At 67.6% G+C, this 23,381-nt stretch carries 24 protein-coding genes; 15 read left to right on the top strand and 9 right to left on the bottom strand.

What is annotated here, in order from left to right:
- Nucleotides 1-382 precede the first annotated feature (382 nt).
- Entirely contained in the window at nucleotides 383-814 is a 432-nt protein-coding gene (locus AC5JDC_RS04375) for a Ros/MucR family transcriptional regulator (protein ID WP_106775715.1), read from the top strand.
- A gap of 39 nt (nucleotides 815-853) precedes the next feature.
- On the opposite strand, the gene AC5JDC_RS04370 is transcribed toward AC5JDC_RS04375, so the two are convergent.
- Nucleotides 854-1,183 carry a cytoplasmic protein gene (locus AC5JDC_RS04370; protein ID WP_495839438.1) on the bottom strand — a complete coding sequence of 110 codons (330 nt, stop codon included), beginning with the start codon at nucleotides 1,181-1,183 and terminating at the stop codon, nucleotides 854-856.
- Nucleotides 1,184-1,385: 202 nt separating this feature from the next.
- On the opposite strand from AC5JDC_RS04370, the gene AC5JDC_RS04365 reads away from it, so the two are divergent.
- Together AC5JDC_RS04365 and AC5JDC_RS04360 are read left to right on the top strand one after the other, a co-directional pair.
- Nucleotides 1,386-1,796 carry a helix-turn-helix domain-containing protein gene (locus AC5JDC_RS04365; protein ID WP_245428661.1) on the top strand — a complete coding sequence of 137 codons (411 nt, stop codon included), beginning with the start codon at nucleotides 1,386-1,388 and terminating at the stop codon, nucleotides 1,794-1,796.
- Nucleotides 1,797-1,798: 2 nt separating this feature from the next.
- The gene (locus AC5JDC_RS04360; protein WP_495839436.1) at nucleotides 1,799-2,593 is read left to right on the top strand and encodes a DUF6456 domain-containing protein; all 795 of its coding nucleotides are present in this window, start codon (nucleotides 1,799-1,801) and stop codon (nucleotides 2,591-2,593) included.
- Nucleotides 2,594-2,596: 3 nt separating this feature from the next.
- Here AC5JDC_RS04360 and AC5JDC_RS04355 read toward each other — a convergent pair whose 3' ends face one another.
- Together AC5JDC_RS04355 and AC5JDC_RS04350 are read right to left on the bottom strand one after the other, a co-directional pair.
- A complete protein-coding gene (locus AC5JDC_RS04355; protein WP_495839434.1) occupies nucleotides 2,597-3,025 on the bottom strand; it encodes a SufE family protein in 429 nt (142 codons plus the stop codon).
- A gap of 64 nt (nucleotides 3,026-3,089) precedes the next feature.
- Nucleotides 3,090-3,482 (bottom strand): DUF5330 domain-containing protein, encoded by a 393-nt coding sequence (locus AC5JDC_RS04350; protein ID WP_495839432.1) that lies wholly within the window; start codon nucleotides 3,480-3,482, stop codon nucleotides 3,090-3,092.
- A 462-nt stretch (nucleotides 3,483-3,944) separates the two neighbouring features.
- On the opposite strand from AC5JDC_RS04350, the gene AC5JDC_RS04345 reads away from it, so the two are divergent.
- From AC5JDC_RS04345 to AC5JDC_RS04335, 3 genes are all read left to right on the top strand, one after another.
- Nucleotides 3,945-5,705 (top strand): sensor histidine kinase, encoded by a 1,761-nt coding sequence (locus tag AC5JDC_RS04345; protein ID WP_495839603.1) that lies wholly within the window; start codon nucleotides 3,945-3,947, stop codon nucleotides 5,703-5,705.
- Nucleotides 5,680-6,417 (top strand): peptidoglycan-binding domain-containing protein, encoded by a 738-nt coding sequence (locus AC5JDC_RS04340; RefSeq protein WP_495839430.1) that lies wholly within the window; start codon nucleotides 5,680-5,682, stop codon nucleotides 6,415-6,417. Before AC5JDC_RS04345 ends, AC5JDC_RS04340 begins: the two co-directional genes overlap by 26 nt.
- 165 nt (nucleotides 6,418-6,582) lie before the next feature.
- A complete protein-coding gene (locus tag AC5JDC_RS04335; protein WP_495839428.1) occupies nucleotides 6,583-6,927 on the top strand; it encodes a DUF1491 family protein in 345 nt (114 codons plus the stop codon).
- A gap of 135 nt (nucleotides 6,928-7,062) precedes the next feature.
- Here the strand turns inward: AC5JDC_RS04335 and AC5JDC_RS04330 are convergent, their stop codons facing one another.
- Nucleotides 7,063-8,037 (bottom strand): DUF2336 domain-containing protein, encoded by a 975-nt coding sequence (locus tag AC5JDC_RS04330; RefSeq protein WP_495839426.1) that lies wholly within the window; start codon nucleotides 8,035-8,037, stop codon nucleotides 7,063-7,065.
- 279 nt (nucleotides 8,038-8,316) lie between these two features.
- Between AC5JDC_RS04330 and AC5JDC_RS04325 the strand changes: the two genes are divergently transcribed.
- On the top strand, nucleotides 8,317-8,580 hold the full coding sequence (locus tag AC5JDC_RS04325) for a hypothetical protein (protein WP_133170179.1): 264 nt from the start codon (nucleotides 8,317-8,319) through the stop codon (nucleotides 8,578-8,580).
- A gap of 9 nt (nucleotides 8,581-8,589) precedes the next feature.
- Here AC5JDC_RS04325 and AC5JDC_RS04320 read toward each other — a convergent pair whose 3' ends face one another.
- From AC5JDC_RS04320 to AC5JDC_RS04310, 3 genes are read right to left on the bottom strand one after another with little or no spacing between them, the layout of a single operon-like run.
- A complete protein-coding gene (locus AC5JDC_RS04320) occupies nucleotides 8,590-9,132 on the bottom strand; it encodes a DUF1254 domain-containing protein (RefSeq protein WP_495839424.1) in 543 nt (180 codons plus the stop codon).
- On the bottom strand, nucleotides 9,125-9,697 hold the full coding sequence (locus AC5JDC_RS04315; RefSeq protein WP_495839422.1) for a DUF1214 domain-containing protein: 573 nt from the start codon (nucleotides 9,695-9,697) through the stop codon (nucleotides 9,125-9,127). Before AC5JDC_RS04315 ends, AC5JDC_RS04320 begins: the two co-directional genes overlap by 8 nt.
- A 56-nt stretch (nucleotides 9,698-9,753) precedes the next feature.
- Nucleotides 9,754-11,913: a transglycosylase domain-containing protein gene (locus tag AC5JDC_RS04310; RefSeq protein ID WP_495839420.1), complete on the bottom strand. Its 2,160-nt coding sequence runs from the start codon at nucleotides 11,911-11,913 to the stop codon at nucleotides 9,754-9,756.
- Nucleotides 11,914-12,653: 740 nt separating this feature from the next.
- Here AC5JDC_RS04310 and AC5JDC_RS04305 point away from each other — a divergent pair.
- Together AC5JDC_RS04305 and AC5JDC_RS04300 are read left to right on the top strand one after the other, a co-directional pair.
- Complete coding sequence (locus AC5JDC_RS04305; protein ID WP_495839418.1) at nucleotides 12,654-13,367, top strand: DUF6065 family protein; 714 nt, start codon at nucleotides 12,654-12,656, stop codon at nucleotides 13,365-13,367.
- Between the two features lie 117 nt (nucleotides 13,368-13,484).
- Nucleotides 13,485-14,012, top strand: coding sequence for a hypothetical protein (locus AC5JDC_RS04300; protein WP_495839416.1), 528 nt, complete (start codon nucleotides 13,485-13,487; stop codon nucleotides 14,010-14,012).
- Here AC5JDC_RS04300 and AC5JDC_RS04295 read toward each other — a convergent pair.
- Both AC5JDC_RS04295 and AC5JDC_RS04290 read right to left on the bottom strand, forming a co-directional pair.
- A complete protein-coding gene (locus AC5JDC_RS04295; RefSeq protein ID WP_495839414.1) occupies nucleotides 13,933-14,703 on the bottom strand; it encodes an anti-sigma factor family protein in 771 nt (256 codons plus the stop codon). The genes AC5JDC_RS04300 and AC5JDC_RS04295 overlap by 80 nt on opposite strands.
- Nucleotides 14,700-15,239: an RNA polymerase sigma factor gene (locus tag AC5JDC_RS04290; protein WP_495839412.1), complete on the bottom strand. Its 540-nt coding sequence runs from the start codon at nucleotides 15,237-15,239 to the stop codon at nucleotides 14,700-14,702. Before AC5JDC_RS04290 ends, AC5JDC_RS04295 begins: the two co-directional genes overlap by 4 nt.
- 140 nt (nucleotides 15,240-15,379) lie before the next feature.
- Here AC5JDC_RS04290 and AC5JDC_RS04285 point away from each other — a divergent pair, with 140 nt between their 5' ends.
- The 6 genes from AC5JDC_RS04285 to AC5JDC_RS04260 all read left to right on the top strand — a co-directional run bounded on the left by AC5JDC_RS04285 (nucleotide 15,380) and on the right by AC5JDC_RS04260 (nucleotide 23,120).
- Nucleotides 15,380-16,810, top strand: a complete 1,431-nt coding sequence (locus tag AC5JDC_RS04285; protein ID WP_495839410.1) for a S8 family serine peptidase — start codon at nucleotides 15,380-15,382, stop codon at nucleotides 16,808-16,810.
- Between the two features lie 302 nt (nucleotides 16,811-17,112).
- On the top strand, nucleotides 17,113-18,135 hold the full coding sequence (locus tag AC5JDC_RS04280; protein ID WP_495839408.1) for a sugar ABC transporter substrate-binding protein: 1,023 nt from the start codon (nucleotides 17,113-17,115) through the stop codon (nucleotides 18,133-18,135).
- Nucleotides 18,136-18,473: 338 nt separating this feature from the next.
- Nucleotides 18,474-19,991, top strand: coding sequence for a sugar ABC transporter ATP-binding protein (locus AC5JDC_RS04275; protein WP_495839406.1), 1,518 nt, complete (start codon nucleotides 18,474-18,476; stop codon nucleotides 19,989-19,991).
- A gap of 474 nt (nucleotides 19,992-20,465) precedes the next feature.
- The gene (locus AC5JDC_RS04270; protein ID WP_106775442.1) at nucleotides 20,466-21,485 is read left to right on the top strand and encodes an ABC transporter permease; all 1,020 of its coding nucleotides are present in this window, start codon (nucleotides 20,466-20,468) and stop codon (nucleotides 21,483-21,485) included.
- A 34-nt stretch (nucleotides 21,486-21,519) separates the two neighbouring features.
- Nucleotides 21,520-22,518, top strand: a complete 999-nt coding sequence (locus AC5JDC_RS04265; RefSeq protein ID WP_495839404.1) for a dihydroxyacetone kinase subunit DhaK — start codon at nucleotides 21,520-21,522, stop codon at nucleotides 22,516-22,518.
- Between the two features lie 2 nt (nucleotides 22,519-22,520).
- Nucleotides 22,521-23,120: a dihydroxyacetone kinase subunit L gene (locus AC5JDC_RS04260; protein ID WP_495839402.1), complete on the top strand. Its 600-nt coding sequence runs from the start codon at nucleotides 22,521-22,523 to the stop codon at nucleotides 23,118-23,120.
- Nucleotides 23,121-23,381: the final 261 nt, after the last annotated feature.

Raw genomic sequence — 23,381 nt, 5'->3', positions numbered from 1 at the left:
GAAGTTCATCAGGAAAGGAATGCAAAACGGCTTGTTTCGCCACGCCGGCGGCCGCTGGTCGTACCAGAAGCGGCATCCTGGCCAATATCTGTGGAAGGCTGGACCAACCCGGTTAGTGATGCGGGCTCAAAATTTCGTGGACGGTTCAAGCGAAATTGGCCTCGGGCCTCGGCCAGTGCAACAGATTTCTGCTGAACATTGTGAATGACTGAATTTATCTCCAATAAAACCGCATCTTTGTATTGACTTGACTTGCAACGTGTCCCATCTAGTCGTGTCGACACGACTCGTGATCAACACGTTGGTGTCAAATCTGGCGTAGCCCTGCATCCTCCAAGCTAAGACGGGGCGCGTGTTCTCACACTCTTGGGGCCCGAAAACAATGGATATCGTGGATACCACTGCGAAGAGCAGTGAAATGCTGATCGAACTGACCGCGGACGTGGTTGCTGCCTATGTGAGCAACAATCCCGTGCCGGTTGGTGAACTTCCCAACCTCATCGCGGACGTTCACGCCGCGCTAGGGCGCGTCGGAACGCCGGCTGAGCAGCCGCCGGTCGACAAGCAGAAGCCGGCCGTCAATCCGAAACGTTCGGTGCATGACGACTACATCGTCTGCCTGGAAGACGGAAAGAAGTTCAAGTCGCTGAAGCGGCACCTGATGACTCACTACAATTTGACGCCCGAGCAGTATCGAGAGAAGTGGAATCTCGATCCGTCTTATCCGATGGTGGCGCCGAACTATGCCACTGCCCGGTCGCAACTGGCAAAGAAGATGGGTCTCGGCCGCAAGAAAAAGGTTGCGGCGCGCTAAGTCCCCGGGCCGCTTCGGCGGTTCGGCCATCTCGTTTCGTCAACGGCGCCCCCTGGGGCGCCGTTTTGCTTTGCGCTGGCGCTCGGCCGGCGGGACGGCGTCGATCCCGCGGAGCCGGTCGGCCGCCTGCTTCAGCGCGATATGCCGGTTGAGGTCGTAGGCCCAGTGGCCGGCAAGGCCCTTCATCCTTTCGCGCTCCAGCATCCGGGCGATCCGGCCCAGAGCTGCGGCGCGCCTGGGCAAATCCGCCTTCATCACATCCACGAGGTCGATGCCGCAGAGGCATTGCAGCGCCACCAATTGTGCCGCGCTCGCCCGCGCCTCGACGCCGGCGGCCAGGAAGTCGCGGATTTCGTCTTTCAGGGACATCGTTCTTTTCCCGCTTGTTGAGAGGGAAAAGCCTACCGGCGCCGTTCCGAAGGGGGACAAAATTGGCTGCCGAATACCGGCGCGAAACGAGAAAACGTAATCTTTTCAATCCTCGCAACCGGAAATATGGGTCTATCGGTTCGCTTTTTGTTCACAGCCATCCTCCTGCTTGGTATAAGAAGATATTCCTATGGAGGGTGTGGTGCAGGCTCGGACGGCATTCGCGATCAAGATGACGGAGAGGGAGTGGACGGCCGACGCGAGCGCCGATCCGCCGGCGACGGGGCGCCGCGAGGAACGGATCATGGAGGTTTGCGAGGCGATGATCGATGTCTGTGCCGCGCTCTACAGCGTTCCCAGCAAGGAGATGCGGCGGACGGGCCGCCCGGTCGCGGATGTCGGACGCGTCCGGCAGATCGCCATGTATGTCACGCATGTCGCGCTGGGGATCAGCATGCCGGAGGTCGGGCGGGGCTTCGCCCGCGATCGAACCACGGTGCGGCATGCCTGCCACCTGATCGAGGACATGCGCGACGACATCGACTTCGACCGCGCCGTGGCGATGACCGAACGGGTGGCGTTGGCGGCGTTCAAGGCAAGGCTGGAGGTTTAGGAATGTCCGCAGGCATGGACAAGGCGGCCGCCCGCGCGCTCGCCCTGCTGTCGGCCGGGCCGGCGCTGGTCGAGCCGGCGGCGAGCGACGGCTTTCTGCTGCTGCGCAACGGAAGCGGCACGATCGCCGTCGACAGGGCTGTCCTGGAGCAGATGGCCGGCAGTGGCGCGATCGTCAGGAAGGGCAAACAACTGTCGGCGACTCCGGCCGGCCTGAAGGCGGCGTTGCGCGAAAACGCTCCGGACGGCTTCCGCCGCCAGCATCGCGACGTCGCACGGGTGAGCCTGGAAGACGGGACGGGCGCCGTGTCGGCCGAGATCAACCTCGCCGAGTCGCCGCTGGGGCAACTGATGCGGCGCAAGGACAAGGACGGCCGGCCGTTCCTATCGCGCGCCGAGTTCGAGGCGGGCGAGCGCCTGCGCAGCGATTACACGCGCGGGCAGATCATGCCGCGGCTGGGCGCCAACTGGGAGGCGAGCGTGTCGGCCGGACGGCGCGACGGCAGCGGCGGGATGGCCGATCTCACCGACGCAGCACTTGCCGCCAGGCAGCGGGTCGACCGCGCGCTGAAGGCGGTCGGGCCGGAGCTGTCGGGGCTGCTGGTCGACGTCTGCTGCTTCCTGAAGGGGCTGGAGACGGTGGAACGCGAGCGCGCCTGGCCGGCCCGCTCGGCCAAGATGCTGCTCAAGACGGCGCTAGGCATCCTCGCCCGGCACTATCACCCGCCGCGCGAAGGGGCGGTCCGGCCGTCGGTGCTCCACTGGGGCGCCGAGGATTATCGGCCGGAACTGCGGTGAGGGTCAGACGTTTTCGGCGAGCGCGACCTGGGCATCCTGCTTGATGCGCTTGACCATGGAGCGCAGGCCGTTGGCGCGCTGCGGCGTCAGGTGCTCGTCGAGGCCGAGCGAGCGCATCAGGCCCTCGGCGTCCTCGGCCATGATCTCGCTGGCGCGGCGGCCCGAGAACAGCGCGAGCATGATCGCCACCAGCCCGCGCACGATATGGGCGTCGGAATCGCCGAGGAAGGTGATGACCGGATCGGCCCCGTCGCCTCGATCGGACACCAGCCAGACCTGGCTGACGCAGCCCGGCACCTTGTGCTCGGCGTCGCGCGCCTCCTCGGGAAAGGCAGGCAGCGCCTCGCCGAGCTCGATGACGTAGCGATACTTGTCCTCCCAATCTTCGAGGAAGGCGAAGTCGTCGCGTATGCTTTCAATGGTCGCGCTCATCATGCCGCATATAGGCGCCGCATGCCGTGGCGTCACGGAAAAAGCGCAAAAGGCGCGGCGGCGTTCAGGGTTTTGGAGCGGCGGCCGGCAGCGGCACGGGCTCGGCGGCAGGGACGACCTTGTCGGCGTCCTCGATCAGGCGCTCGATGCCGCCCGTCAGAGTGCTGGTGTCGGTCGACGCGGCGGTTTCGGCGAAATTCTCGTCGAGCATCTGATAGGCGATGCGCGCGGCCTCGCGCGCCCGCAGCCCCACCGTGTTGAGCGCCGACTTGCCGACCTCGCAGACTTCCGGCTTGCGCTCGCACAGGCCGGACAGGTCCGACACCGCCTCGCGCGCGGCGAAGAAGGTCTCGATGGGGCCGACGCGCTCGCTGGCCGCATCCCCGCCGCCCACGTCGAAAGGGATGACGAGCAGGACAAGAGAGAACCAGAATGCCGTACGCAGAAGAAAGCCCATGGGAGCGTCCCCGATTCGTCCGCCGGACCGACCGGCATTCGGCCCGACCAGCGCAGGCACGATGGCATGCACCTGCCAAGAAGCGCTTGCCGGGAAGGATGGCATTTTCAGCGTGTTTGAAAGGAATTCTAAACGGTCCAAAACGCGTCCAATTCGCATCAAATCCGATGCATTCCGGCAAGCTTCCGGTAACCATTCAATGCCTTGAAAAGAAACGGCTTTAGGCGGACGGCAGGAAGCTGCGGAGCGTTCGGCGCCGGCGGCCGAGGCGAAGCGGTCGAAAACCCTCCGTTTACTATGGAGCGAATTCCTCGACGTTTCGGCGGGGCTCGCCGGGTTTTCCCCCCGCCGGCCGTCCAGGCGGAGACCTCTTTTATTCATTCCTTAAAGGCTCGGTGCGAGGGTCCAACCAATCAAGATCGATCCGCCAAGCGGACTGTGCCGGATGCGTTTGAGTTGAGTGTGTTTGTGATCAGATATGCCGAACTGATCCGGGCCGTGGCCGCCGGGTGCGACCGGCTGGTGCATGCGTTCGTCATCGATGAAGCGGCGCGCGCCGAGCAGCGCCGCCTGATCGGCATGCTGATCGCCGGTCCGTTCCTGCTGTCGGCGGCGGCCTGGACGCTGCTGCCCGCCGGCCTCGGCCTTGCCCATACCTTCGGTTTCATCAGCGCCTCCTTCTGCGCCTCGGCCCTTAGCGTGCTCGCGGTCACGGCGCGTCGGGACGCCCGGCTGGTCCTGACCGTGGCGCTGGTGCTCGCCGCCGTGCAGATCGCCGTGCTGATCGCCGCGGCCGGCGGCCTGCGGTCGCCGGCAAGCCTCATTGCCTGCGCCTTGCCCGTCGAGGCGTGGCTGACCTTCCGGACCCGGCGCGCGCTCGGCCGCGGCGCCGCGGCCATGGCGGCGGCGCTCGTGCTGCCGGCCGTGATGACCGGCCCGTTCGCGGGTGCGCAGGCGGCGGCCTGGCACTGGCTGATCCCGCTGGCTTATGCGGCGACGCTGCTGCCGCGCCTCGGCGCGTTCCTTGCCGTGCGCCCGGCACCGTCGGTGCTGCCGCAGGCCGAGCCCGGCCGCCTGCCGCTGTCGTTCTCCACCAATGGCGATCTGCGCGAGCTCGGCGCGGCGGCGCGCGACATGCTCGGCATCGATCCCGACCTCCTTGCCGGGACCGGTTTCTTCGAGCGCATCCACGTCGCCGACCGGGTGGGTTTCCTGTGCGCGCTGGCCGACCTGCGCGATGCCGCCGGGCACCGCAAGGTGGAACTGCGCCTGCATCTGCCGGCAGGGGAAGGGAAGGCCGCCTACCGGCCGTTCGCCGCCGAGCTTTCATCCGCCGGAGCGGGTGGCGGCGACATCGCCGCGACGCTGCGCGACAATAGCGAAGTCGCCGAGCTGCGGGCCGCGCTGGCGAGCGCCAAGGAGGAGAGCGCCAACCTCGATGTGGCCAAGAGCCGCTTCCTGGCGGTGGTCAGCCACGAGCTGCGCACGCCGCTGAACTCCATCATCGGCTTCTCCGACATGCTCTTGTGCGAGATCCACGGCCGCTTCAGCGACCCGCGCCAGCGCGAGCAGGTGCAGATCGTCCGCGACGCCGGCACCCATCTGCTGGAGCTGGTGAATTCGATCCTCGACGTGTCGCGGATCGAATCCGGAGCCTATCCGATCAATCCGGAGCCGTTCCGCTTCGGCGAGGCGAGCGCGCTCTCGGTGTCGCTGATCCGGCCGCAGGCCGAGGCCAAGCAGATCGTGCTGGGCAGCGACGTGCAGCCTTCGCTCGGCGAGATCCGCGCCGACCGGCGCGCCGTCCAGCAGATGCTGATCAACCTGCTGTCCAACGCGGTCAAGTTCACGCCGAAAGGCGGACGCGTGTCGCTAGGCGCCAAGCGGATCGGCTCGCGCCTGCATTTTTGGGTGAGCGACACCGGCATCGGCATTGCCGAAAACGATCTGAACCGGCTCGGCGAGCCTTTCACCCAGGTGAAGAGCGACTATACCCGGCAATCGGAAGGGACCGGTCTCGGCCTGGCCCTGGTCAAGGGACTGGTCGCCCTGCATCAGGGCACGATGTCGATCGACAGCGCCCTCGGCCAGGGCACGACCGTCACGATCAGCCTTCCTGTCGACGGCCCGACAATGGCGGTGGACGCGGACCGCGGCATTGCGCTACTGCGGGGCAAAGCATCGGGGGAAAACGCGAATGGCTCGCTCCGCAAGGCAAGCTAAACGCCCGGCCGCCCGGCCTCGGTTCGGCGGCGTATCGGCTGTAGGTGCGCTGATCGCGCGTAACCCGGTGGTCGCCGGCGGCTCGACCGCCTTCCTCGTCGCGCTGTTCTACGTGTCGGCCAACGCCATCTGGTACCAGCCGCATATCCATCGCGGCGCCTTCTTCCCGACCCGGGACTTCGTGCGCTCCGCAGAAGTGCCGGTGCCGGAGCCCGAGACCACCTTTGTCATCGAGCGGCCGGCCGAAGCGCCGTCGCGGCCGTCACCGGCGATGGAGACGACGACGGCGAAGGTGCAGGGGGTGCTGAAGGAGCTCGGCTTCTATTCCGGAGCGGTGGACGGGCTTTCCGGGCCGGCGACCAGCCGGGCCATCGAGGCGTACCGCGCGAAGGTCGGATTAACGGTCTCGGACGCCATCGACGAGGATCTGCTGACCCAGCTCGGCCTTGAGCCGACGACGGCCGGCATCCGTCCTTCGCCGGCGCCTCGCGCCGCCGAGCCGCCGCCGACCGATCACGCGGCACTGACGAAGAAGGTGCAGGCCGGCCTGAAGGCCTTCGGCAATGACGGCATCGACCTGGACGGCATCCCGGGCGCCAGGACCAAGGCGGCGATCCGCGAATTCCAGTCGATCTTCGGCCTGCCCGTGACCGGCGAGCCGGACGAGACGGTCCATGCGAAGATGCGGGAGATCGGGTTGGTGGGGGAGTAGGGGGTCAGCGAATGGCGAATAGCGAATAGCGAATAGAATTGATCTTCCCGGGCGCGGCTGGGAAGGAGTTTCTCCGAGCCTTGCCTTCATGCTCCAATCCTGCTGTCCCGCTATTCGCTATTCGCTATTCGCTATTCACTATTCACTATTCGCTTCGGTTCACACATGCGCGTCACCTCCGACCTCTTCGTCTCCGCCCTCTTGCGCCGCGTCTTCTCGAGCGGCGGCTATGGCGCGGTCGTCAATCGCGGAGCCTTCGAGGCGGGTGCGGTCTTCGTGACCTGCCGGGAACGCACCGGCGAGGTGGTGCTGTATGGCCCGGCGGCGCAGGCGAGCTACGACAGCGCGCGGCCGGACGAGCGGCTGTTCGCCGAATTGATGCGCGGTGGCGACGAGGCGGTCGGCGCGCGGCTCGACAAGGAGCGGCGCTTCGATCCGGACATCTGGATCGTCGAGATCGAGGCGGGCGGCGAAACGCCAGAGACGCTGCTGGCAATCACGAAATCCTAGAGCAGTTCCCGCAAAAGCAACGATTTCGCGTCCGGAGTTGCAAAAAACCGGGAGACAGCAGTTCCGGAAAGTGCAGTTCGGATCGGTTCATGCGGCAACAGCGTTGTTGCAGCGGGGTGACCGACTCCGCGCACGTCATCTCGCGCCGGCGCGCTTCGCCGCAGCCGTGCCCGAAGCGGAACCGGAGGCGCGGGCGGCGGCGCCGTTGCGCTGGATCCAGTTCGCCACCATCTCCAGCTTCCAGCCGCGCACCCGCTCGACGGCGATGGCGCGGTCGAGCGCGCGGTAGCGCTCGATGAACATGCGGATCGTCTCCGGGTGGGGGAACTGGGTGGGGCTGACGGCGGCGGTGATCAGGAAGGCCTGCTCCTCGCCGAGATCGAGAGCCCTAAGCGCCGCCAGCAGCGACGAATAGCCGGGCAGGCGGGCAATGGCGCGGACCGCCTCGACGCTCATGCCGAGCGCGTCCGCCAGCGCAGTCTGGAACATCAGGTCGTTGCCGGTGAGCGCCGTGTCGCGCAGCTTGCCGAACAGCGCGGGATCCGGGGCAAAGTCGTCCGCCCGCGGCCGTCGCGCATCCAGTTCCTCGCGCATCATAGCGCGCAGCCGCTGGCGCGTCTCCTCCGCCGAGCGCTGCTCGGGCTCGGGGGCCGGCGCTTCGGCCGGTTCCGGCGAAGCCTGTGCCGCTGCGGCGGCCGACGCCTCGAGCGCGCGGATGAGCTGTGCGATGGTCGGGTTGAGCTGCGGCCTGCGGGCGATCGCGCGCGCATGCGGCAGGCCGTGCTTGCCGATCAGAGCGATGAGGTCGACGTCGCCGAGCAGCGGCGAGCGGACCAGCAGCGGCGCGGCGACGTCGACGCGGTCGTCGGCCAGCCGGCCGAGCAGGCCGGGCGGCGCGATCAGGCATTCCGACAGCGCCGCGGCGACATAGCGCCTTGCCTCGACCGAAACCAGCTCGATGAGCGGCAGGGTGAGGTCGTCGAGCTGCGCCACCTCGCGGCGCGACGGACGTGGCAGCGAGCAGAAGGCGGAGACGGCGGCGCGGAAAAGCCGCTCGGCCTTGCCGGCGTCACCTCTGACAACGATGTCTCGGAAATCTGAAGCTGACACGGATGAACGCCCGATACTCATACACTCCGCAGCCAGCCCGGCTGCGTGCGGGCGGACGCGGCACCGCTCAAATTGACGCAAATTTGTTAGCGCACTGTTAACCGAGCGTGCCCCGACGGCGATGGCGTCTGGCGCGCAGCCGGAAACATTCCGGTGCCGCCGACGCCATCGCCATGAAACCTGCGCTGGATAGCATCATGACAAATGCGCACCGGCTGATGACCCCGGCGCGCCGCCCCGGGCGGTCAGGCCGCCCGGCCGTCCAGCAATGGTAAAGAAGTGTTAACCGACTGGTGGCCTTATCAGGGCGGAGGCGTTGCGTGGTTTGCTCCCGGCAGTCGAGAGGGCAAGGACATGGGCAACATACTGGCTTTCCGCCCGCGTAAACAAAATGGCGCGGCGGCGCCGAAGAAGCACAAGGCATCGGCGACGGTCATCATCTTCCCGGGTGTCCGCTACGAGCGGATGACGGGCGAAAGCGCCGCGAAATGGTCGCCGGTCACCTGGATCGGCCATCTGCAGCGGCCGCTGCCGACGAGTTGAGAAGAGCGCTCAGCGCGGGATGCAGGCCGCCTCCGCCAGGAAGGCGTCGACGGCCGGCCTCCAGCTTGCGTCCGGCGCCAGCGCGCGCAGCACGACGATGCCCTCGCCGAGCGGCAGCTCGACCAGCACCGACTGGGCGAATTCCTCGGGCAGATCCTTGCGCAGCTCGATCATCTGGTTGGGCGTGAGCACCACCAGGTCGAGCAGCCGATCCGGCGCCGCGCGGTCGTTGAGGCTGTAGAGATTGGTGCCGCCGCGGTCGTAGACGGAAATGGACCAGAACGGCACCTTGCTCGGCGCGCTGACATGCACGACGCCGTCGGCGAGGTCGAAGCGGCAGGCGGCCGCGGCCGCCGACGGATCGGCCGCCCCGCCGGTGCCGGTATCGATGCGCGCGACCTCGTAGAGGCCCGACGCCGCCGACAGGCGGGTCCAGGCGTCCCGCGCCGAAAAGCTGGGGATCATCAGCAGGATGACGATGTGGACGATGCCGGCGCCGACCAGGCCGACGGCGAGCGCGTAGGCGACGCCCTTCCAGGCGGGCCTAACCATCGCAACCCACCTTGGCGATGCGCGGCAGCTGGATGTCCGAGACGCCGGTGCTCACCGCCACCGGGCTGTCGTAGAGCGTGAGCACGAGCGCCATCGGCCCGGATCCGCTGGTCGCCAGCCAGTTGCCGGGGGCCGGGCGGGCGCCGACCGTGGCGGCCAGCGAACCGCCGGGAAGGTAGGTGACGATCTGCGCGTTGAGCGCCCGGGCGGGCGGCACCGGCGCACCGCCGCGCTCGGCCGCATGCAGCGTCCAGATGCGGGCGGGCGGGATCGTGCCCTCGACCGTGTAGCGGCATTGGCGCACCAGCGGCTCGCCGGCCGCGTCGCGCTGCGCGACGAAGCGCAGGCCCTCGGCGCGGCCGAGCACCAGCGCCCCCTCGCGTGCCACCTTCGCCCTGGAATAGGGGTCGGCGTTGACCGTGCCGAGATCGGGATAGGTGAGCCAGGTGCCGACGGCCGTGGCGCCGATGCTCTCCTCGCTGCCGAGCGCATACCAGACGCTGGCCGCCCCGCCGCCGATGGCGACGGCAAGGGCTAGCAGCGTGAGGAAGGCGATCCTGAGCATGAAGACGGGGTAGCGTGGCGGGGAGGGGACCGCAAGCGTCGATGGGTGATGCCGGCCTACAACGCCGACAGCTTCTCCGGCCTGCCCGGCCGCCGGATCGGCGGGGTCTTGCGGAAGGTCTCCGACATGTCGCGCAACAGCCGCGCGGTGGCGGTGGACAGCACGGCCGGGCGCTCGGCCGCCTGCTCGGCGGCTTCGGCGAGCCGCTTCTTCTCCGCCTCGGCGGCCTTGGCCGCGACCTCCGGGTCGACGAAGGGCTTTTCGATGCCGGGGATGGCCTTGAGCTCGACATCGCGGTGGGCGTAGGCCATCAGGCGCTGCCAGACCATCGCCGGCACCGAGCCGCCGGTCATCTCGCGGGTGGGCGAGAAATCGTCGTTGCCGAGCCAGACGGCCGCCGTGTAGTTGCCGGTGAAGCCAACATACCAGGCGTCGCGGTAGGATTGGGTCGTGCCGGTCTTGCCGGCCGAGCGGATGCCGGGCAGGGCTGCCCGGCGCGCGGTGCCGATCTCGGGGATCTGCACGAGGATCGAGTTCATCGCGGCGACCGCCTGCTCCGACAGCGCGCGCTTCGGCTTCGGCGCGTCGCGGCCGTAGTCGTAGACGATCTCGCCGGAATGGGTGGTGATCTGCAGGATGGCGTGGCGCGTGCCTGAAAGGCCGCCATTGGCGAAGGTGTTGTAGCCGGTCGCCTGGTCCATCACGGTCATGCCGGAGGTGCCGAGCACCATGGTCTTGTGGCCGTTGAGCGGCGTCTCGACGCCCATAGCCTCGACCATCGCCCTGATCGGCGGGATGGAGAGGTGATCCTTGGCAAGCCGCACCGGCACCGTGTTGACCGACCGGATCAGGGCAGTGGCGAGGGTCATGCGGCCGGAAAAGCGGCGCCCGTAGTTCTGCGGCGACCAGCCGCCCCAGTTGATCGGCCCGTCCGAGATCACCGAATCGGGCTTGAAGCCGTGCTCCATGGCGGTAGCGAAGACATAGGGCTTGAAGGACGAGCCGGTCTGCCGCAGCGCCCTGGTGGCGCGGTTGAACTGGCTCTCGCCATAGTCGCGGCCGCCGACGACGGCGCGCACCGAGCCGTCGGTGTCGAGCACGACGATCGCGCCCTCGGTGACGCGGTATTCCTTGCCGTGCTGGCGCAGGTTGAACTCCAGCGATTCCTCGGCCGCCCGCTGCAGGTCGAGGTCGATGGTGGTGCGCGCCACCATGGAGCGCACGCCCGACCGGGCGGCCAGCCGCTTGGCCTCCTCGAAGGCGAAGTCCAGGAAATAGTCCGGGCTCTTGGCCTTGCCGCGATCGACCACGTCGGCCGGACCGAGGCGGGCGGCGAGCACCTGGCCTTCCGTCATGAAGCCGCTGTCGACCAGGTTGTTGAGCACGACATTGGCGCGGGCGCGCGCCGCCGGCAGGTTGATGTGTGGGGCATATTTGGCCGGCGCCTTGAACAGGCCGGCCAGCATGGCAGCCTCGGCCAGCGTCAGGTCCTTCACCTCCTTGTCGAAATAGAAGTCGGAGGCCGCCGCGATGCCGAAGGTGCCGCCGCCCATATAGGCGCGGTCGAGGTAAAGCTGGAGAATCTCCTTCTTGGAGAGGTTCGCCTCGAGCCAGATCGCCAGGAAGGCCTCCTTGATCTTGCGCTCGACGGTGCGCTCGTTGGACAGGAACAGGTTCTTGGCGAGCTGCTGGGTGATCGAGGACCCGCCTTGCACGACCGAATTGGCGCGCACGTTCTCCGACATGGCGCGCGCCAGCCCGAGGACGTCTATGCCGTAATGCTCGAAGAAGCGCCGGTCCTCGGTGGCCAGCACCGCCTTGATGACGTGGTCCGGCATCTCGTCGACAGGCACGGAATCGCGCTGCATGATGCCGCGCCGGCCGATCTCGGTGCCGTGGCGGTCGGTGAAGGTGACGGCGAAGTCGCCCTGGTTGCGCCAGTCCCCGACGGTCTCGACGAAGGCCGGACGGGCGAGCGCCAGCATCACCACCGAGCCGGCCGCGCCGAGCGTCAGCCCTTCGCTCAGGATCTCGACGGCGCCGCGCCGCCAGCCTTCGGCGCGGAAGCGGCGGAAGAAGACAGTGAGGCCTTCCCAGGCCTGACCGATCTTGAACCCGGCCTCGTAGACCGTCGAATCGATCCAGGCGTCGACGGCGAGCAGGAAGCCTGCCTTCGGCGCCTTCGGTTTTCTGGTGCTGGGCGTCTCGTCGGTCAAGCGGGCTTCCGGTATTCGAGCAGCGATATTTTTCGCGCATGCAGGCATTTTCGGGGCGGCTGCCGCCAGCACCGACTATCGGACGATCGCGGGCGGGCAACAAGGCCCGGCCATCATAGCGGCTGCATGCTGCTCCCAGGTAAACGTCGCCTTGTCGTCATCGACGGGGTACGGCCGGTAGCCGCCGGACACGGCACCGGCGAGGAGCATGTCCCAGGATAGGCGACCGCGCCGCCGATCGCCAGATATGTCGGAGCAAGTCGGGTCATCTCGTGGCGTGGGGAGCCCGGCCCATTGCGCGGCGGCATTGCGGCGATTGGTTCCAGCATCAGAAGAACCACATGTTCATCTGTCGGAATCGTAAGATAAGATTTCGACGATGGATAATTTTCTGACGGTGTACTATCCAGATGGTGGAAGGGGCAGGGGGTAAAGTCATGTCGGCAGTCGACCAACCGGTCTCGACACCGTCCAATCCTCGATCACCTTCAGCCTGGCCAATTCGGCGCGCGTGCTGGGCGCCGTGGAGAACCTGGTCCTGACCGGTAATCGTTGAAGGGGCAGTACTGGCGCCTCAAACGATGCCTGCGCCCATCCTTCGGCACTGCCGGCGCTATCTCTCCACATGATGCGGCGCTGGTGCCGCGGCGGCGGTGGCGGTCGCATTGCCGGTGCAACCTTGCGACAGTGGAATATACCGGCACGCCGTCCGTTCGCTCTCCGACAGAAGGAGACGCGCAATGTTCCATTTTCATCGAAAAGCCGCCGACACCATCCGTTTCCTGTGCCGGCCAGAGGATTTTGGGGTGATCGCAGCGCCCGTTCCGGCCAAGACGGTGCTGCCGGACTGGTTCCGGAAACTGCCGGCCGTCGACGCCGCGCAGCTTGCTCCGGGCAATAACGGGCTGACGGTCAAGCGCTGCATGCCGTTCCTCGACGCCATGACCGCCGGCTGGATCCTGCCACTGGCGGCGACGGTGCGGCTGGAGGTGGCCGACGAGGGCCGCACGGTCAATGCCGGCTGGGAGTTCGACAAGGTGATGGTGAGCAACCACGGCGCGCATCAGGTCGCCGGCAACCCGCGCGAGCCGGCGCCGCCCTGCAAGTTCCACAATCACTGGTCGATCCGCACTCCGCCGGGCTGGAGCTGCCTGTTCGTGCCGCCGCTCAACCGGGCGCACCAGCCGTTCCAATGCGTGGCCGGGATCGTCGACACCGACACCTACACGGCGGAGATCCATTTTCCGTTCTTCATGACCGTCGCCGACGGCGTTCATACGGTCGAGCGGGGAACCCCGCTGGTGCAGGTGATCCCCTTCCGCCGCGACGCGCTGGCCCTGAAGGCGGAGATCCGCAGCGAGACGGCGGCCGAGGCCGAAGAGCGCGACCGCGTCTATCGCAGCACGCTGGCCGCCGACGGCTGGTACCGCAAGGAGGCGCGGGCAAGCCGGTAGCCGGCGATTTTCGACCGAGGAACAAAAAAAAGGGCAGCCGGCATGATGTGCCGGCTGCCCTTTGTCTGTCCTCAGCGCCAGTAGCGCCAGCCGTGCTCGGGACGGTTCGACGAGGAGTTGGAACTCGAGTTCGAAGACCGGTTGGAGGACGAATTGGCGCTCGAATTCGAGGATCGGTTCGACGACGAGTTCGAGCTGGAATTCGACGACCGGTTGGAAGACGAATTGGCACTCGAATTCGAGGATCGGTTCGACGAGGAATTCGAGCTCGAGTTGGACGAGCCGTTCGAACTGGAGTTGCTCGACGAATTGGACGAGCTGTTGCCGGCGACGATGATCGAGCCGTCGGAACGGTTCGTTCCCTGCGGCACCGGCCGCTCCAGCCCGGTGAACACCGGCTGGTGGCGCTTCGCCTCGGCCACGGTGGTCGCGACCGAAGCCACGCCGGCGACCAGGATCGAGAAGATTTTCAGATGCGGTTTCATGGACTTGCTCCTCTTGTGCGGATCGATTTCGATCCGCGGGAGGAACGGGCGGGGGCTGGCTTTATTCCGCCTGGAGCTGCTTAGTCCGCCTGCCGGGCCTCGGCCAGCGCGCTCTTTTCCTCGTCCGGCTGCAGCGGCGGCTGCGCGTCGATGGCGGTGAGGTAGGATTCGAGCGCTTCCAGCGACGAGGCCGGCGCGTAGCCGGAGGAAGCCGCCGCGGCGGCCACCGCGAAGGTGACGTTCCAGGCTCCGTCCCGGCGGCAGGCGACCGACACGACGGTGTCGCCGCCGGCGGGATCGACCTCGAATTCCCGGCAGAGCGCGCCGGCGGAATTGCGGAATGTCGCGATCATGCGCACGGAGCCGCCGTCGAGGCCGAGCTGGTCGCCCGAGGCGGCGGACAGGAGCGCGGTGTCGAGAGCGGGCTGGCTGATGCGGCCGAGCGCCAGCCGGCCTTCTTCTTCGCCCGGACCGGCGAGCTGATAGCCGACCAACCCGCCTGCGACGGCCGCGACGAGCGACGCGGCGAGCGGCAGCAGCCAGGGAGAGCGGGTCGGGCGTGGTTTTGCGGCAAAGGGCAGGACGCGCGCTGTATCCTGGGTTTCCGAGCGCTTGCGGTCCACCATCGCCTGCACGGATTTGGCCAGCGCTGCCGGGACCGGCTCGTCGAGCAGCGGGGCGAAGGCGGCCTTGGCCTGGCTGCGCGTTTCCATGAACAGCGCGAGCCGCTCGGCCAGCGCCTCGTCGGTTTCGAGCGCGCGGTCGATCGCGGCCGACGTCGCGGCGTCGAGCTCGCCATCGGCGTAGCGCATCAGGGTGATGTCGTCGAATTCGGCAGCGCTGCCCATCATTTCTTATCCTTCTCGACGGAAGAACGCGCCATTTCTCCCGAAATTCCCGCCGCTTCGGCCAAAAATCTGCGTGCCCGCGACAGCCGGCTCATCACCGTCCCGATCGGGATGTCCAGAAGCTCGGCGGTGTCGCGATAGGACAGATCCTCGACGCAGACCAGCAGCAGCACCTCGCGCTGCTCGCCCGGCAGCAGGGCGACGGCTTCCGCGACCGATCTCAGCGTCAGCCGGGCTTCCATCACCTGCTGGCCGGACACGCCGGCGAGATCGTGGCGCTCGTCGATGTCCTCGTGGACGCCGGCGGTCTTGCCGCGGCGCAGATGGTCGATCCACAGGTTGCGCAGGATGCGGAACATCCAGGCGTCGAAGCGCGTGCCGGGCGTGAAGGATGCGGCGTTGTTCAGGGCGCGCTCGCAGGCCGTCTGCACCAGATCGTCGGCGAGATCGCGCGAGCCGGTGAGCGAGATCGCGAATCGCCTGAGATTGGGCAGGAAGGCGACGAGCTGTCCTTCGACCGTTTCGTCCGTCTGATTCATCGTGAATTCACTGCGAAGGATTTTCCACCGTGGGGCCCGGGAATAAGGGGGCGGGGCTCGCGTTTCCGTCATCGGCGTTTGCCGGATGGCTCGTATGAGCTATCACAACGACTGCCGTATCGCACCCGGAGATGTGAGCCATGGTCCATTTCACCACAGCAAGGCTGAAGCGGCTCGCCCTCTGGTTCGTCGCCGTGCAGTTTTTTGCGGCCGCCGTCGCCGAGACGTCGCCGACCGTCTCCGGCTTTGCCGGCGTTGCGGTGGCGCTTGCGGACGACGACGACGGGGACGACGGCGGCGGCGGGGGCGGCGGCGGACGCAGCAGCGGCGGCCGGGCCTTCGACGACGATGACGACGACCGCCCGCGCTCGGTGCTGCGCCTGCGCGTGCCGCGCTGGTTCTCGCCGCGGCGCGTGGTCCAGCCGCGCCGTGCCGCGCCCCGCCGCGCCGGGCCGAGACGGGCGGCACCGCGCATTGCGCAGCCGCTGCCGACGCGCGTTCCTTCCGAGATCGTCGTGGCAGGCCTCCCGCAGCCGGTCCTGGATCAGCTCGTGGGCTCCGGCTATGCGGTCGTCGAACGCCGGCAGGTCGGGCTGCTCGACGCGGAGATGCTGCGCTTGCGCGTGCCGGGCGACCGGACGCTCGAGGCCGCCCTTGCCGAGGTACGGGCGGCCGCGCCGCAATCGCCGGCCGACTTCAACCACTACTACCGGCCGCAGCAGGACGAATGCGCCGGCGGCCATTGCGCCGACCACATGCTGGTCGCCTGGCCGGCAGCCGGGAGTGCCGGGAGTTGTCCCGCCGACGCGTCGATCGGCCTGATCGACACGGCCATCAACCCCGACCACGAGGCCTTTGCCAAGGGGCAGATCGACGTCGTCCGCCTGGCCGAGGGCAGCGAACTGCCGGAATCGACACGCCAGCACGGCACCGCCGTCGCGGCGCTGCTGGTCGGATCGGCCGGCTCGCGCACGCCGGGTCTGCTGGCCGGCGCCAAGCTGACGGCGGTCGACGCCTTTCATCGCGGCGCCGGCAGCGACGACCGCGCCGACCTGTTCACGCTGGTGCGGGCGATCGACCTTCTGGCGGGGCGCGACATCGACGTGATCAATCTCAGCCTGTCCGGGCCGGGCAATTTGCTGCTGGAGCGCGCCGTCGACCTGGCCACGGCCGACGGCAGCATTCTGGTGGCGGCCGCCGGCAACAAGGGGCCGCGTGCCGCGCCCGTCTACCCCGCCGCCTATGACGAGGTGATCGCGGTGACGGCGGTCGACCGCGGCAAGCGCGTCTACCGGCGGGCCAACCAGGGCGACTATGTCGACCTCGCCGCCCCCGGCGTGGAGGTGTGGACGGCGGCCTCGGTGCGCGGCGTGCGGCCGAAGACCGGCACCTCCTTCGCCGCGCCCTTCGTGACGGCGGCGGTCGCGCTGATGAAGGCCGGCGACCCGGCGGTCACGCCGCAGGTGATCGCCGAACGCCTGGCGCGCGCCGCCGAGGATCTGGGCGAGCCCGGCCGCGACCCGGTGTTCGGCTGGGGGCTGCTGAATGCATCGCTGGCCTGCCGGTCGTAGGAAGTCGCCCCGCGAAGACGCGGAGAAAGAACGCGGGCACCGCCGGAATGTCCACCCGCCAGCGGCTGCAACGATCGCGTCGGCGCCAGGCTACATATTCAACATTTTTCACCGCCGCTGGCATTTTCCGATTTGTCTGACGATTTGCCGCGCCGCCATGTTGACCTAGCGGCGCTTTCAGCCGTATTTTTCGGGACGCGCAGAAAAACCGTCGGGCAGGCGGAGGAGGCCGGTCCAGCAAGTGTCGGCGCGAAGGGAAGGGAAACGTCGTCCGGCGCGGTCGCCGGCATTGGGAGGAAAAAATGCTCGACGATCTTATCGAGGAATCCAGAACGCGCCGTGACGTCTTCAAGGCGATCGGAGCGACGGCGCTGGCCGGTGCGCTGCTCGGCTCGGCCGGTCTCGACCCGGCGCTGGCGCAGGACCTGAAGCCGTCCGGAAAGCCGCTGAAGGCGGCCATGGGCAATGCCGGCCTGCAGGCCACATGGTGCGCCCAGGGCAAGCAGGCGGCGGAAGCCTGGGGCAAGCTGATGAATGTCGAGATCACCTGGTTCGACGGTGAGCTCTCGGCCACCAAGCAGCGCGCCGCGGTCGACAACCTCGCCACCCAGAAATGGGATTTCGTGGCGCTGCAGACCTTCGGCATCGGCACGCTCAACGACCCTATCAAGAAGGTGATCGATTCCGGCACGCCGGTGATCGCCATGGACACGATGATGGCGCCGGAAGGCCAGCTCGCGCTGCACTCCTTCATTGCGCCCGACAACGTCTTCATGGGCTCGGTGGTGACCAACGAGATCATGAAGAAGATCGGCGGCAAGGGTAATGTCGTCATGACGCAGGGCGCGCTCGGCCACTCCGGTGCCCAGGGCCGCGCCAAGGGCTTCAAGGAAGTCGTCGCCAATTTCCCGGACGTCAAGGTGCTCGACGAGCAGCCGGCCGACTGGGACGTCACCAAGGTCGCCCGCATCTGGGAATCGCTGCTGACGAAGTATCCGGACATCGCCGGCGCCTTCTTCCACAATGACGACATGGCGCTCGCCGCCCACAACGTCATGAAGGCCAAGGGCCGCACCGGCATCGTCATCGGCGGCGTCGACGCCATGCCGCCGGCGGTCAATGCGGTGCTCGACGGCACCATGGTGGCGACGGTGCGCAACCCGTCCTCGCGCATCCATGGCTGGGCGGTCGCCGCGGGCGTCGCCGCCGTGGCCGGAGGCGAGGCCGGCAAGGACATGCCGAAATATGTCTGGGCCGACGGCCCGGTCATCACGGCGGAGACGGCGCCGGGCAATCTGTGGCTGCAGAAGAACTTTCTGATGTAAGCGGCCTGATGGCGGGTGAGGGAGGTTTTGCCCGGCCTTCATCCGCCTGCCGGCATCTTCGCGCCATTCCTTCGGCAAGCTCAGGAGGCCAGGCAATCGCATATGGGGTTTCCGGAAGCGTGCTCGGCCGGGTACCCCCACCCCTAACCCCTCCCCTCAAGGGGGAGGGGGACTTTGCGGCCGCGATGCCGCGCAAAACCGTCGACGATTGCCGCGTGGCGGAGACGCAAGCCGGTCCCCTCCCCCTTGAGGGGAGGGGTCAGGGGTGGGGGTGAACTCACATGGGTCGCCCTGCTGCCGACAGGCGGAGCGGCGCCGGCGGCGAGACGAAAGGTAACATGACGTTGGACGCCTCCTTGCCTGCCGGGGAAAAACCGCCGCTGCTCGAAATGATCGGCGTGTCGAAGGCGTTCGGCGGCATCCATGCGCTGCGCGAGGTGGATTTCGATCTGCGCGAAGGCGAGGTGCACGGGCTGGTCGGCGAGAACGGCGCCGGCAAGTCGACCATGATGAAGCTGATCGCCGGCGTCTATCACGGCTTCGAGGGCGAGATGAAGGTGGGCGGGCAGACCGTGCATTTCCGCTCGCCGCGCGACGCGCTGGGGGCGGGCATCGGCATGGTGCACCAGGAGCTGTCGATCGTGCCGGACCTGACGGTCGCGGAAAACGTGTTCCTCGGCGCCCAGCCGCTGGTGGCCGGCGGGGTGGTCGACTGGCGGCGCATGCGGCGCGAGGCGAAGAAGCAGCTCGCCAGCCTCGGCCTCGACATCAACCCGGCGGCGCGCATGGGCAGCCTGCCGGTCGGCATCCAGCAGCTCATCGAGCTGTCGCGGGTGCTGTTCTCCGGCGCCAAGATCATCATCCTCGACGAGCCGACCTCGGCGCTGTCGCCGCCGGAGGTGGCGCGGCTGTTCGAGGCGCTGCGGCGGCTGAAGCGGGAAGGGCGCACCATCGTCTTCATCTCGCATTTTTTGGACGACGTGCTGACGATCTCCGACCGCGTCACGGTGTTCCGCAACGGCCGCAAGGTGATCACCGAGGAGACCGGCGCGCTCACCAAGGACAGTATCATCTCGCACATGATCGGCCGCGGCTCGGCCGACATGCATATGGGCGAAAGTACCGAACTCGCCGGCGACGACGCCCGCAAGGTGGTGCTGGAGGCGAAGGGCCTGAGCGACGGCCAGATGATCCGCGACATCTCGCTGACGCTGAGGAGCGGCGAGATCACTGGCGTCTACGGCTTCATGGGCTGCGGCCAGGTGGAGCTGTCGCGGGCGCTGTTCGGCAAGGGCCGGCTGAGCGCGGGCGAGCTCAGGCTGGACGGCAGGCGGGTGAACTTCCGCTCGACGGCGGCGGCGCGCAAGGCCGGCATCGCCTACCTGCCGGAGAGTCGCGGCATGATGCTGTTCCGCACCGAGCAGGTGTTCAAGAACGTGTCGATCGCCATCCTCGGCCGCATCCACAAGGTCTTGCTGAAGCCGCGGCGCGAGCGCGAGATCACCGAGCGGCACATCAAGGACCTGCAGATCCGCCCGCCCAGGCCGGACATCGCGCTGGGCAATCTTTCCGGCGGCAACCAGCAGAAGGTGGCGCTGGCCAAATGGCTGACCGAGCTGCCCAAGGTCCTGATCCTGTCGGAGCCGACGCGCGGCATGGATGTCGGCGCCAAGGAGGACGTCATCCGCATCGTCAAGTCGCTGCGCGACAAGGGGGTCGCGGTGCTGGTGCTGTCGACCGAGCCGGAGACGATCCTGACGCTGGCCGACCGGGTGACCGTGCTGAAGCGCGGCGTGGTGGCGCAGGAGTTCACCCACGGCCACATCGAGAAGGCGGACCTGCTCAATGCGGCGTGATGGGCGAAGCCGGGGACCGGAGGGCGGGCGCGCGCGGGCGTTGAAGCACCCCCTCGCCGGCGCCCCTTCGACAAGCTCGGGGTCGCCACCTCTCCCCCTGCAGGGCCGGGCAACCGGATATGGGACTTCTGGAAGCGTCGCTCGGTCCGGTACCCCCACCCCTAACCCCTCCCCACAAGGGGGAGGGGGACTTTGCGGCCGCTATGCAACGCAAAACCGTCGACGATTGGTGCTCGGTGGAGACGCCACTCGGTTCCCCTCCCCCTTGAGGGGAGGGGTTAGGGGTGGGGGTAAACTCGCATGCGATTGTCCCGCCTGCCCGGGGAAGAGGAGCGCCGGCTGCAGGACTGGCGCCAACCGTAGAAGCCGCGCTCCTCGCTCCCACGAAGCAGGGGAGAGGTGGCGAGCGAAGCGAGCCGGTGAGGGGGTGCTTCGCCGGCGATCCAAGTCAATGCAGAGGGGAACTGGTTCGAAATGACCTTGCAAACCGAGGCGGCCCCAAAACCCTTCGAGCTGAAGCGGTTCCTCGCCGAGCAGATGCGCAACATCGCGCCGGTGTTCACGCTGATCGTGCTGGTGATCTTCTTCTCGACCCAGGCCGAGAGTTTCCGCACCTTCGACAATTTCATGAACATCCTCAGCCAGGCCTCGATCACCGGCATCATCGCCGTCGGCCTGACCTTCGTGATCCTCACCGCCGAGATCGACCTGTCGGTGGCGGCGATCGCCAACGCCATCGGCATCCTGGTGGCCTATTTCACCATCCAGCCGGACTATGTGAACATCGCCAACCTGCCGGTACAGGGCTGGATCGCCATCATCCTGACGCTGGCGGCCTGTTTCACGCTGGGGCTGATCACCGCCTTCGGGGTGACCGGCATCGGCATCCCCTCCTTCATCATGACGCTCGCCATGATGCAGATCGCCAACGGCATGTCCGCCATGCTGGTGCGCGGCCAGATCGCCTACAACTTTCCCGACCTGATCACCACGCTGGGCTCCGGCACCATCCTCGGCGTCAAATGGTCGATCGTGATCTGCCTCTTGTTCATGCTGGTGGCGCATCTGGTGCTGAAATACACGCGCTTCGGCCGCTACGTGTATATGGTCGGCGGCAACCGCGAGGCGGCCGAATATTCCGGCGTCAACGTCAAGCTGATCATCGGCTCTGTGATGGTGATCTGCGCCATGTGCTCGGGCATCGCCGGCATGATCGGCGTCGCCTATTTCGGCTCGGCGCAGCAGAACCAGTTCGACACCTTCCTGCTCGACGCCATAGCGGCGGTGGTGGTCGGCGGCACCAGCCTGTTCGGAGGGCGCGGCGGCATCGGCAACACCATCATCGGCCTGATGGTGCTGGGCGTGCTCAACAACGGGCTCGACCACATCCAGATCGACAGTTTTTTGAAGATCCTGATCCGCGGCCTGATCCTGCTGGCGGCGCTGGTGATCAACGTCTACGCGCAAAAGCTCAGGGAGAGCGCGCGCGAATAGTCTGCCGGGCACGGCATCGTTTCGGAGGACCGCCTTGAAGAAGATATTGAACGACCCGTTCAGTTATGCCGAGGAGACGCTGAAAGGGCTGACGCGGGCCTATCCGCAATATTACCGGCTGGTCGAGGGGGCGGCGCGGGTGATCGCGCGGGCCGGCGAGCCGCGGCAGGGCAAGGTCGGCATCGTCTCGGGCGGCGGCTCGGGGCACCTGCCGATCTTCACCGGCTATGTCGGGCCGGGCTTCCTCGACGCCTGCGCCTGCGGCGACGTGTTCGCCTCGCCCTCGGCCGACGAGATGGCGGCGGCGATGCGCGCCGCCAATGGCGGGGCAGGCGTGCTCAGGCTCTACGGCAATTATGGCGGCGACGTCATGAACTTCGACATGGCCGGCGAGATGGTCGAGTTCGACGATATAACCAGCACGACCGTGCTCCTGGCCGACGACGTCGCCAGCGCGCCGCTGGCGGAACGGGAGAAGCGGCGCGGCGTCGCCGGCATGGTGCTGACCTTCAAGATCGCCGGGGCGGCGGCCGAGGCCGGGTTGGACCTCGACGGCGTGACCAAGGTGGCGCAGCGCGCCGCCGACGGCTGCCGCACCATGGGCGTGGCGCTGTCGCCCTGCACGGTGCCGCAGGCGGGCAAGCCGACCTTCACCATCGCCGACGACGAGATGGAGGTCGGCATGGGCATCCATGGCGAGCCCGGCGTGAAGCGCGAGAAGCTCAAGGCCGCCAACGACATCGCCGACGCGCTGCTCGACCCGATCCTGGCGGATCTCGCGCTGCCGCGCGGCGAGCGCGTGACGGTGCTGGTCAACAGTCTCGGCGCCACGCCGGTGGAGGAGCTTTTCATCCTCTACAACCGCATCGCCGACCGGCTTGGCGACGCCGGCCTGACCATCGCCCATCCGCTGGTCGGGCGCTACGCCACCTCGATGGAGATGGCGGGCGCCTCGCTCACCGTGCTGCCGCTCGACGGCGAGCTGGAAAATTATCTGACGGCGCCGGCCGCCTGCGCCTTCTGGAAGGTGTGACCATGGCGCTGACGGCCGGCTCGCTGCGCACCGCCATCGCCCGCATCCTGGCGGCGCTGGAGACGGAGCACGAGGCGCTGACCAGCCTCGACGGCCAGATCGGCGACGGCGACCTCGGCATCACGCTGCTGAAGGCGTTCCGCGAGCTCGACCGCATCAAGGGCGATCTGCCCGACGACCTCGGCATGGCGCTGATGCAGGCGGCGAGCGCGGTGTCGAAGGTGTCGAGCTCGAGCTTCGGCACGCTGCTCGCCACCAGCCTGATGGCGGCGGCGAAGCTGACCAGGGGCAGGACGGAGGCGTCTTGGAGCGAGGTGCCGGGCTTCCTGGACAAGGCGGTCGAGGCGATGATGGCGCGCGGCAAGGCGAGCCTCGGCGACAAGACGGTGATGGACGCGGTGTCGGGCGCCGCGAAGGCGGCGGCGGGCAAGGACGATCCGGCCGAACTGCTTGCGGCGGCGCGGGAGGGCGTGAACGCGGCGCTGGCAGAATTCCGCGACAAGCCGAACAAGATCGGCCGGGCGCGCATCTTCGCCGAACGCACGGTCGGCATGGACGACCCCGGCATGGTGGCGTTCAAGGTGATGGTGGGGGCACTGTGAGGGCGCTCGCGCCATCGGCCGTTTCGGCCCGGGGAGTGGGCGGCGGAGCCATCGGATATGGCAATTCTGCAAGCGTCGCCTGGCCCGATACCCTCACCCCTAACCCCTCCCCTCAAGGGGGAGGGAGACTTTGCGGCGGCCATGCCGCGCGAAACCATCGACGATTGGCGCCTGGGGGAGGTGCCAGTCGGTCCCCCTCCCCCTTGAGGGCAGGGCAATCGCATATGCCGATGATGACCGTCATTCCGGGGCCGCGTAGCG

The organism is Kumtagia sp., assembly GCF_059502445.1.
Note: the sequence above shows the minus strand (reverse complement) of the source record. Positions and strands in the feature narration are given on the sequence as shown.

Excerpts from the sequence above, each read along its gene's own strand:
- AC5JDC_RS04355 (WP_495839434.1), bottom strand. The coding sequence starts at position 3,025 with ATGAGCGCGACCATTGAAAGCATACGCGACGACTTCGCCTTCCTCGAA.
- AC5JDC_RS04320 (WP_495839424.1), bottom strand. The coding sequence starts at position 9,132 with ATGGTTAGGCCCGCCTGGAAGGGCGTCGCCTACGCGCTCGCCGTCGGC.
- AC5JDC_RS04280 (WP_495839408.1), top strand. The coding sequence starts at position 17,113 with ATGCTCGACGATCTTATCGAGGAATCCAGAACGCGCCGTGACGTCTTC.
- AC5JDC_RS04295 (WP_495839414.1), bottom strand. The coding sequence starts at position 14,703 with ATGATGGGCAGCGCTGCCGAATTCGACGACATCACCCTGATGCGCTAC.
- AC5JDC_RS04270 (WP_106775442.1), top strand. The coding sequence starts at position 20,466 with ATGACCTTGCAAACCGAGGCGGCCCCAAAACCCTTCGAGCTGAAGCGG.
- AC5JDC_RS04375 (WP_106775715.1), top strand. The coding sequence starts at position 383 with ATGGATATCGTGGATACCACTGCGAAGAGCAGTGAAATGCTGATCGAA.
- AC5JDC_RS04370 (WP_495839438.1), bottom strand. The coding sequence starts at position 1,183 with ATGTCCCTGAAAGACGAAATCCGCGACTTCCTGGCCGCCGGCGTCGAG.
- AC5JDC_RS04260 (WP_495839402.1), top strand. The coding sequence starts at position 22,521 with ATGGCGCTGACGGCCGGCTCGCTGCGCACCGCCATCGCCCGCATCCTG.
- AC5JDC_RS04285 (WP_495839410.1), top strand. The coding sequence starts at position 15,380 with ATGGTCCATTTCACCACAGCAAGGCTGAAGCGGCTCGCCCTCTGGTTC.
- AC5JDC_RS04360 (WP_495839436.1), top strand. The coding sequence starts at position 1,799 with ATGTCCGCAGGCATGGACAAGGCGGCCGCCCGCGCGCTCGCCCTGCTG.
- AC5JDC_RS04275 (WP_495839406.1), top strand. The coding sequence starts at position 18,474 with ATGACGTTGGACGCCTCCTTGCCTGCCGGGGAAAAACCGCCGCTGCTC.
- AC5JDC_RS04305 (WP_495839418.1), top strand. The coding sequence starts at position 12,654 with ATGTTCCATTTTCATCGAAAAGCCGCCGACACCATCCGTTTCCTGTGC.
- AC5JDC_RS04350 (WP_495839432.1), bottom strand. The coding sequence starts at position 3,482 with ATGGGCTTTCTTCTGCGTACGGCATTCTGGTTCTCTCTTGTCCTGCTC.
- AC5JDC_RS04290 (WP_495839412.1), bottom strand. The coding sequence starts at position 15,239 with ATGAATCAGACGGACGAAACGGTCGAAGGACAGCTCGTCGCCTTCCTG.
- AC5JDC_RS04340 (WP_495839430.1), top strand. The coding sequence starts at position 5,680 with ATGGCTCGCTCCGCAAGGCAAGCTAAACGCCCGGCCGCCCGGCCTCGG.
- AC5JDC_RS04315 (WP_495839422.1), bottom strand. The coding sequence starts at position 9,697 with ATGCTCAGGATCGCCTTCCTCACGCTGCTAGCCCTTGCCGTCGCCATC.
- AC5JDC_RS04335 (WP_495839428.1), top strand. The coding sequence starts at position 6,583 with ATGCGCGTCACCTCCGACCTCTTCGTCTCCGCCCTCTTGCGCCGCGTC.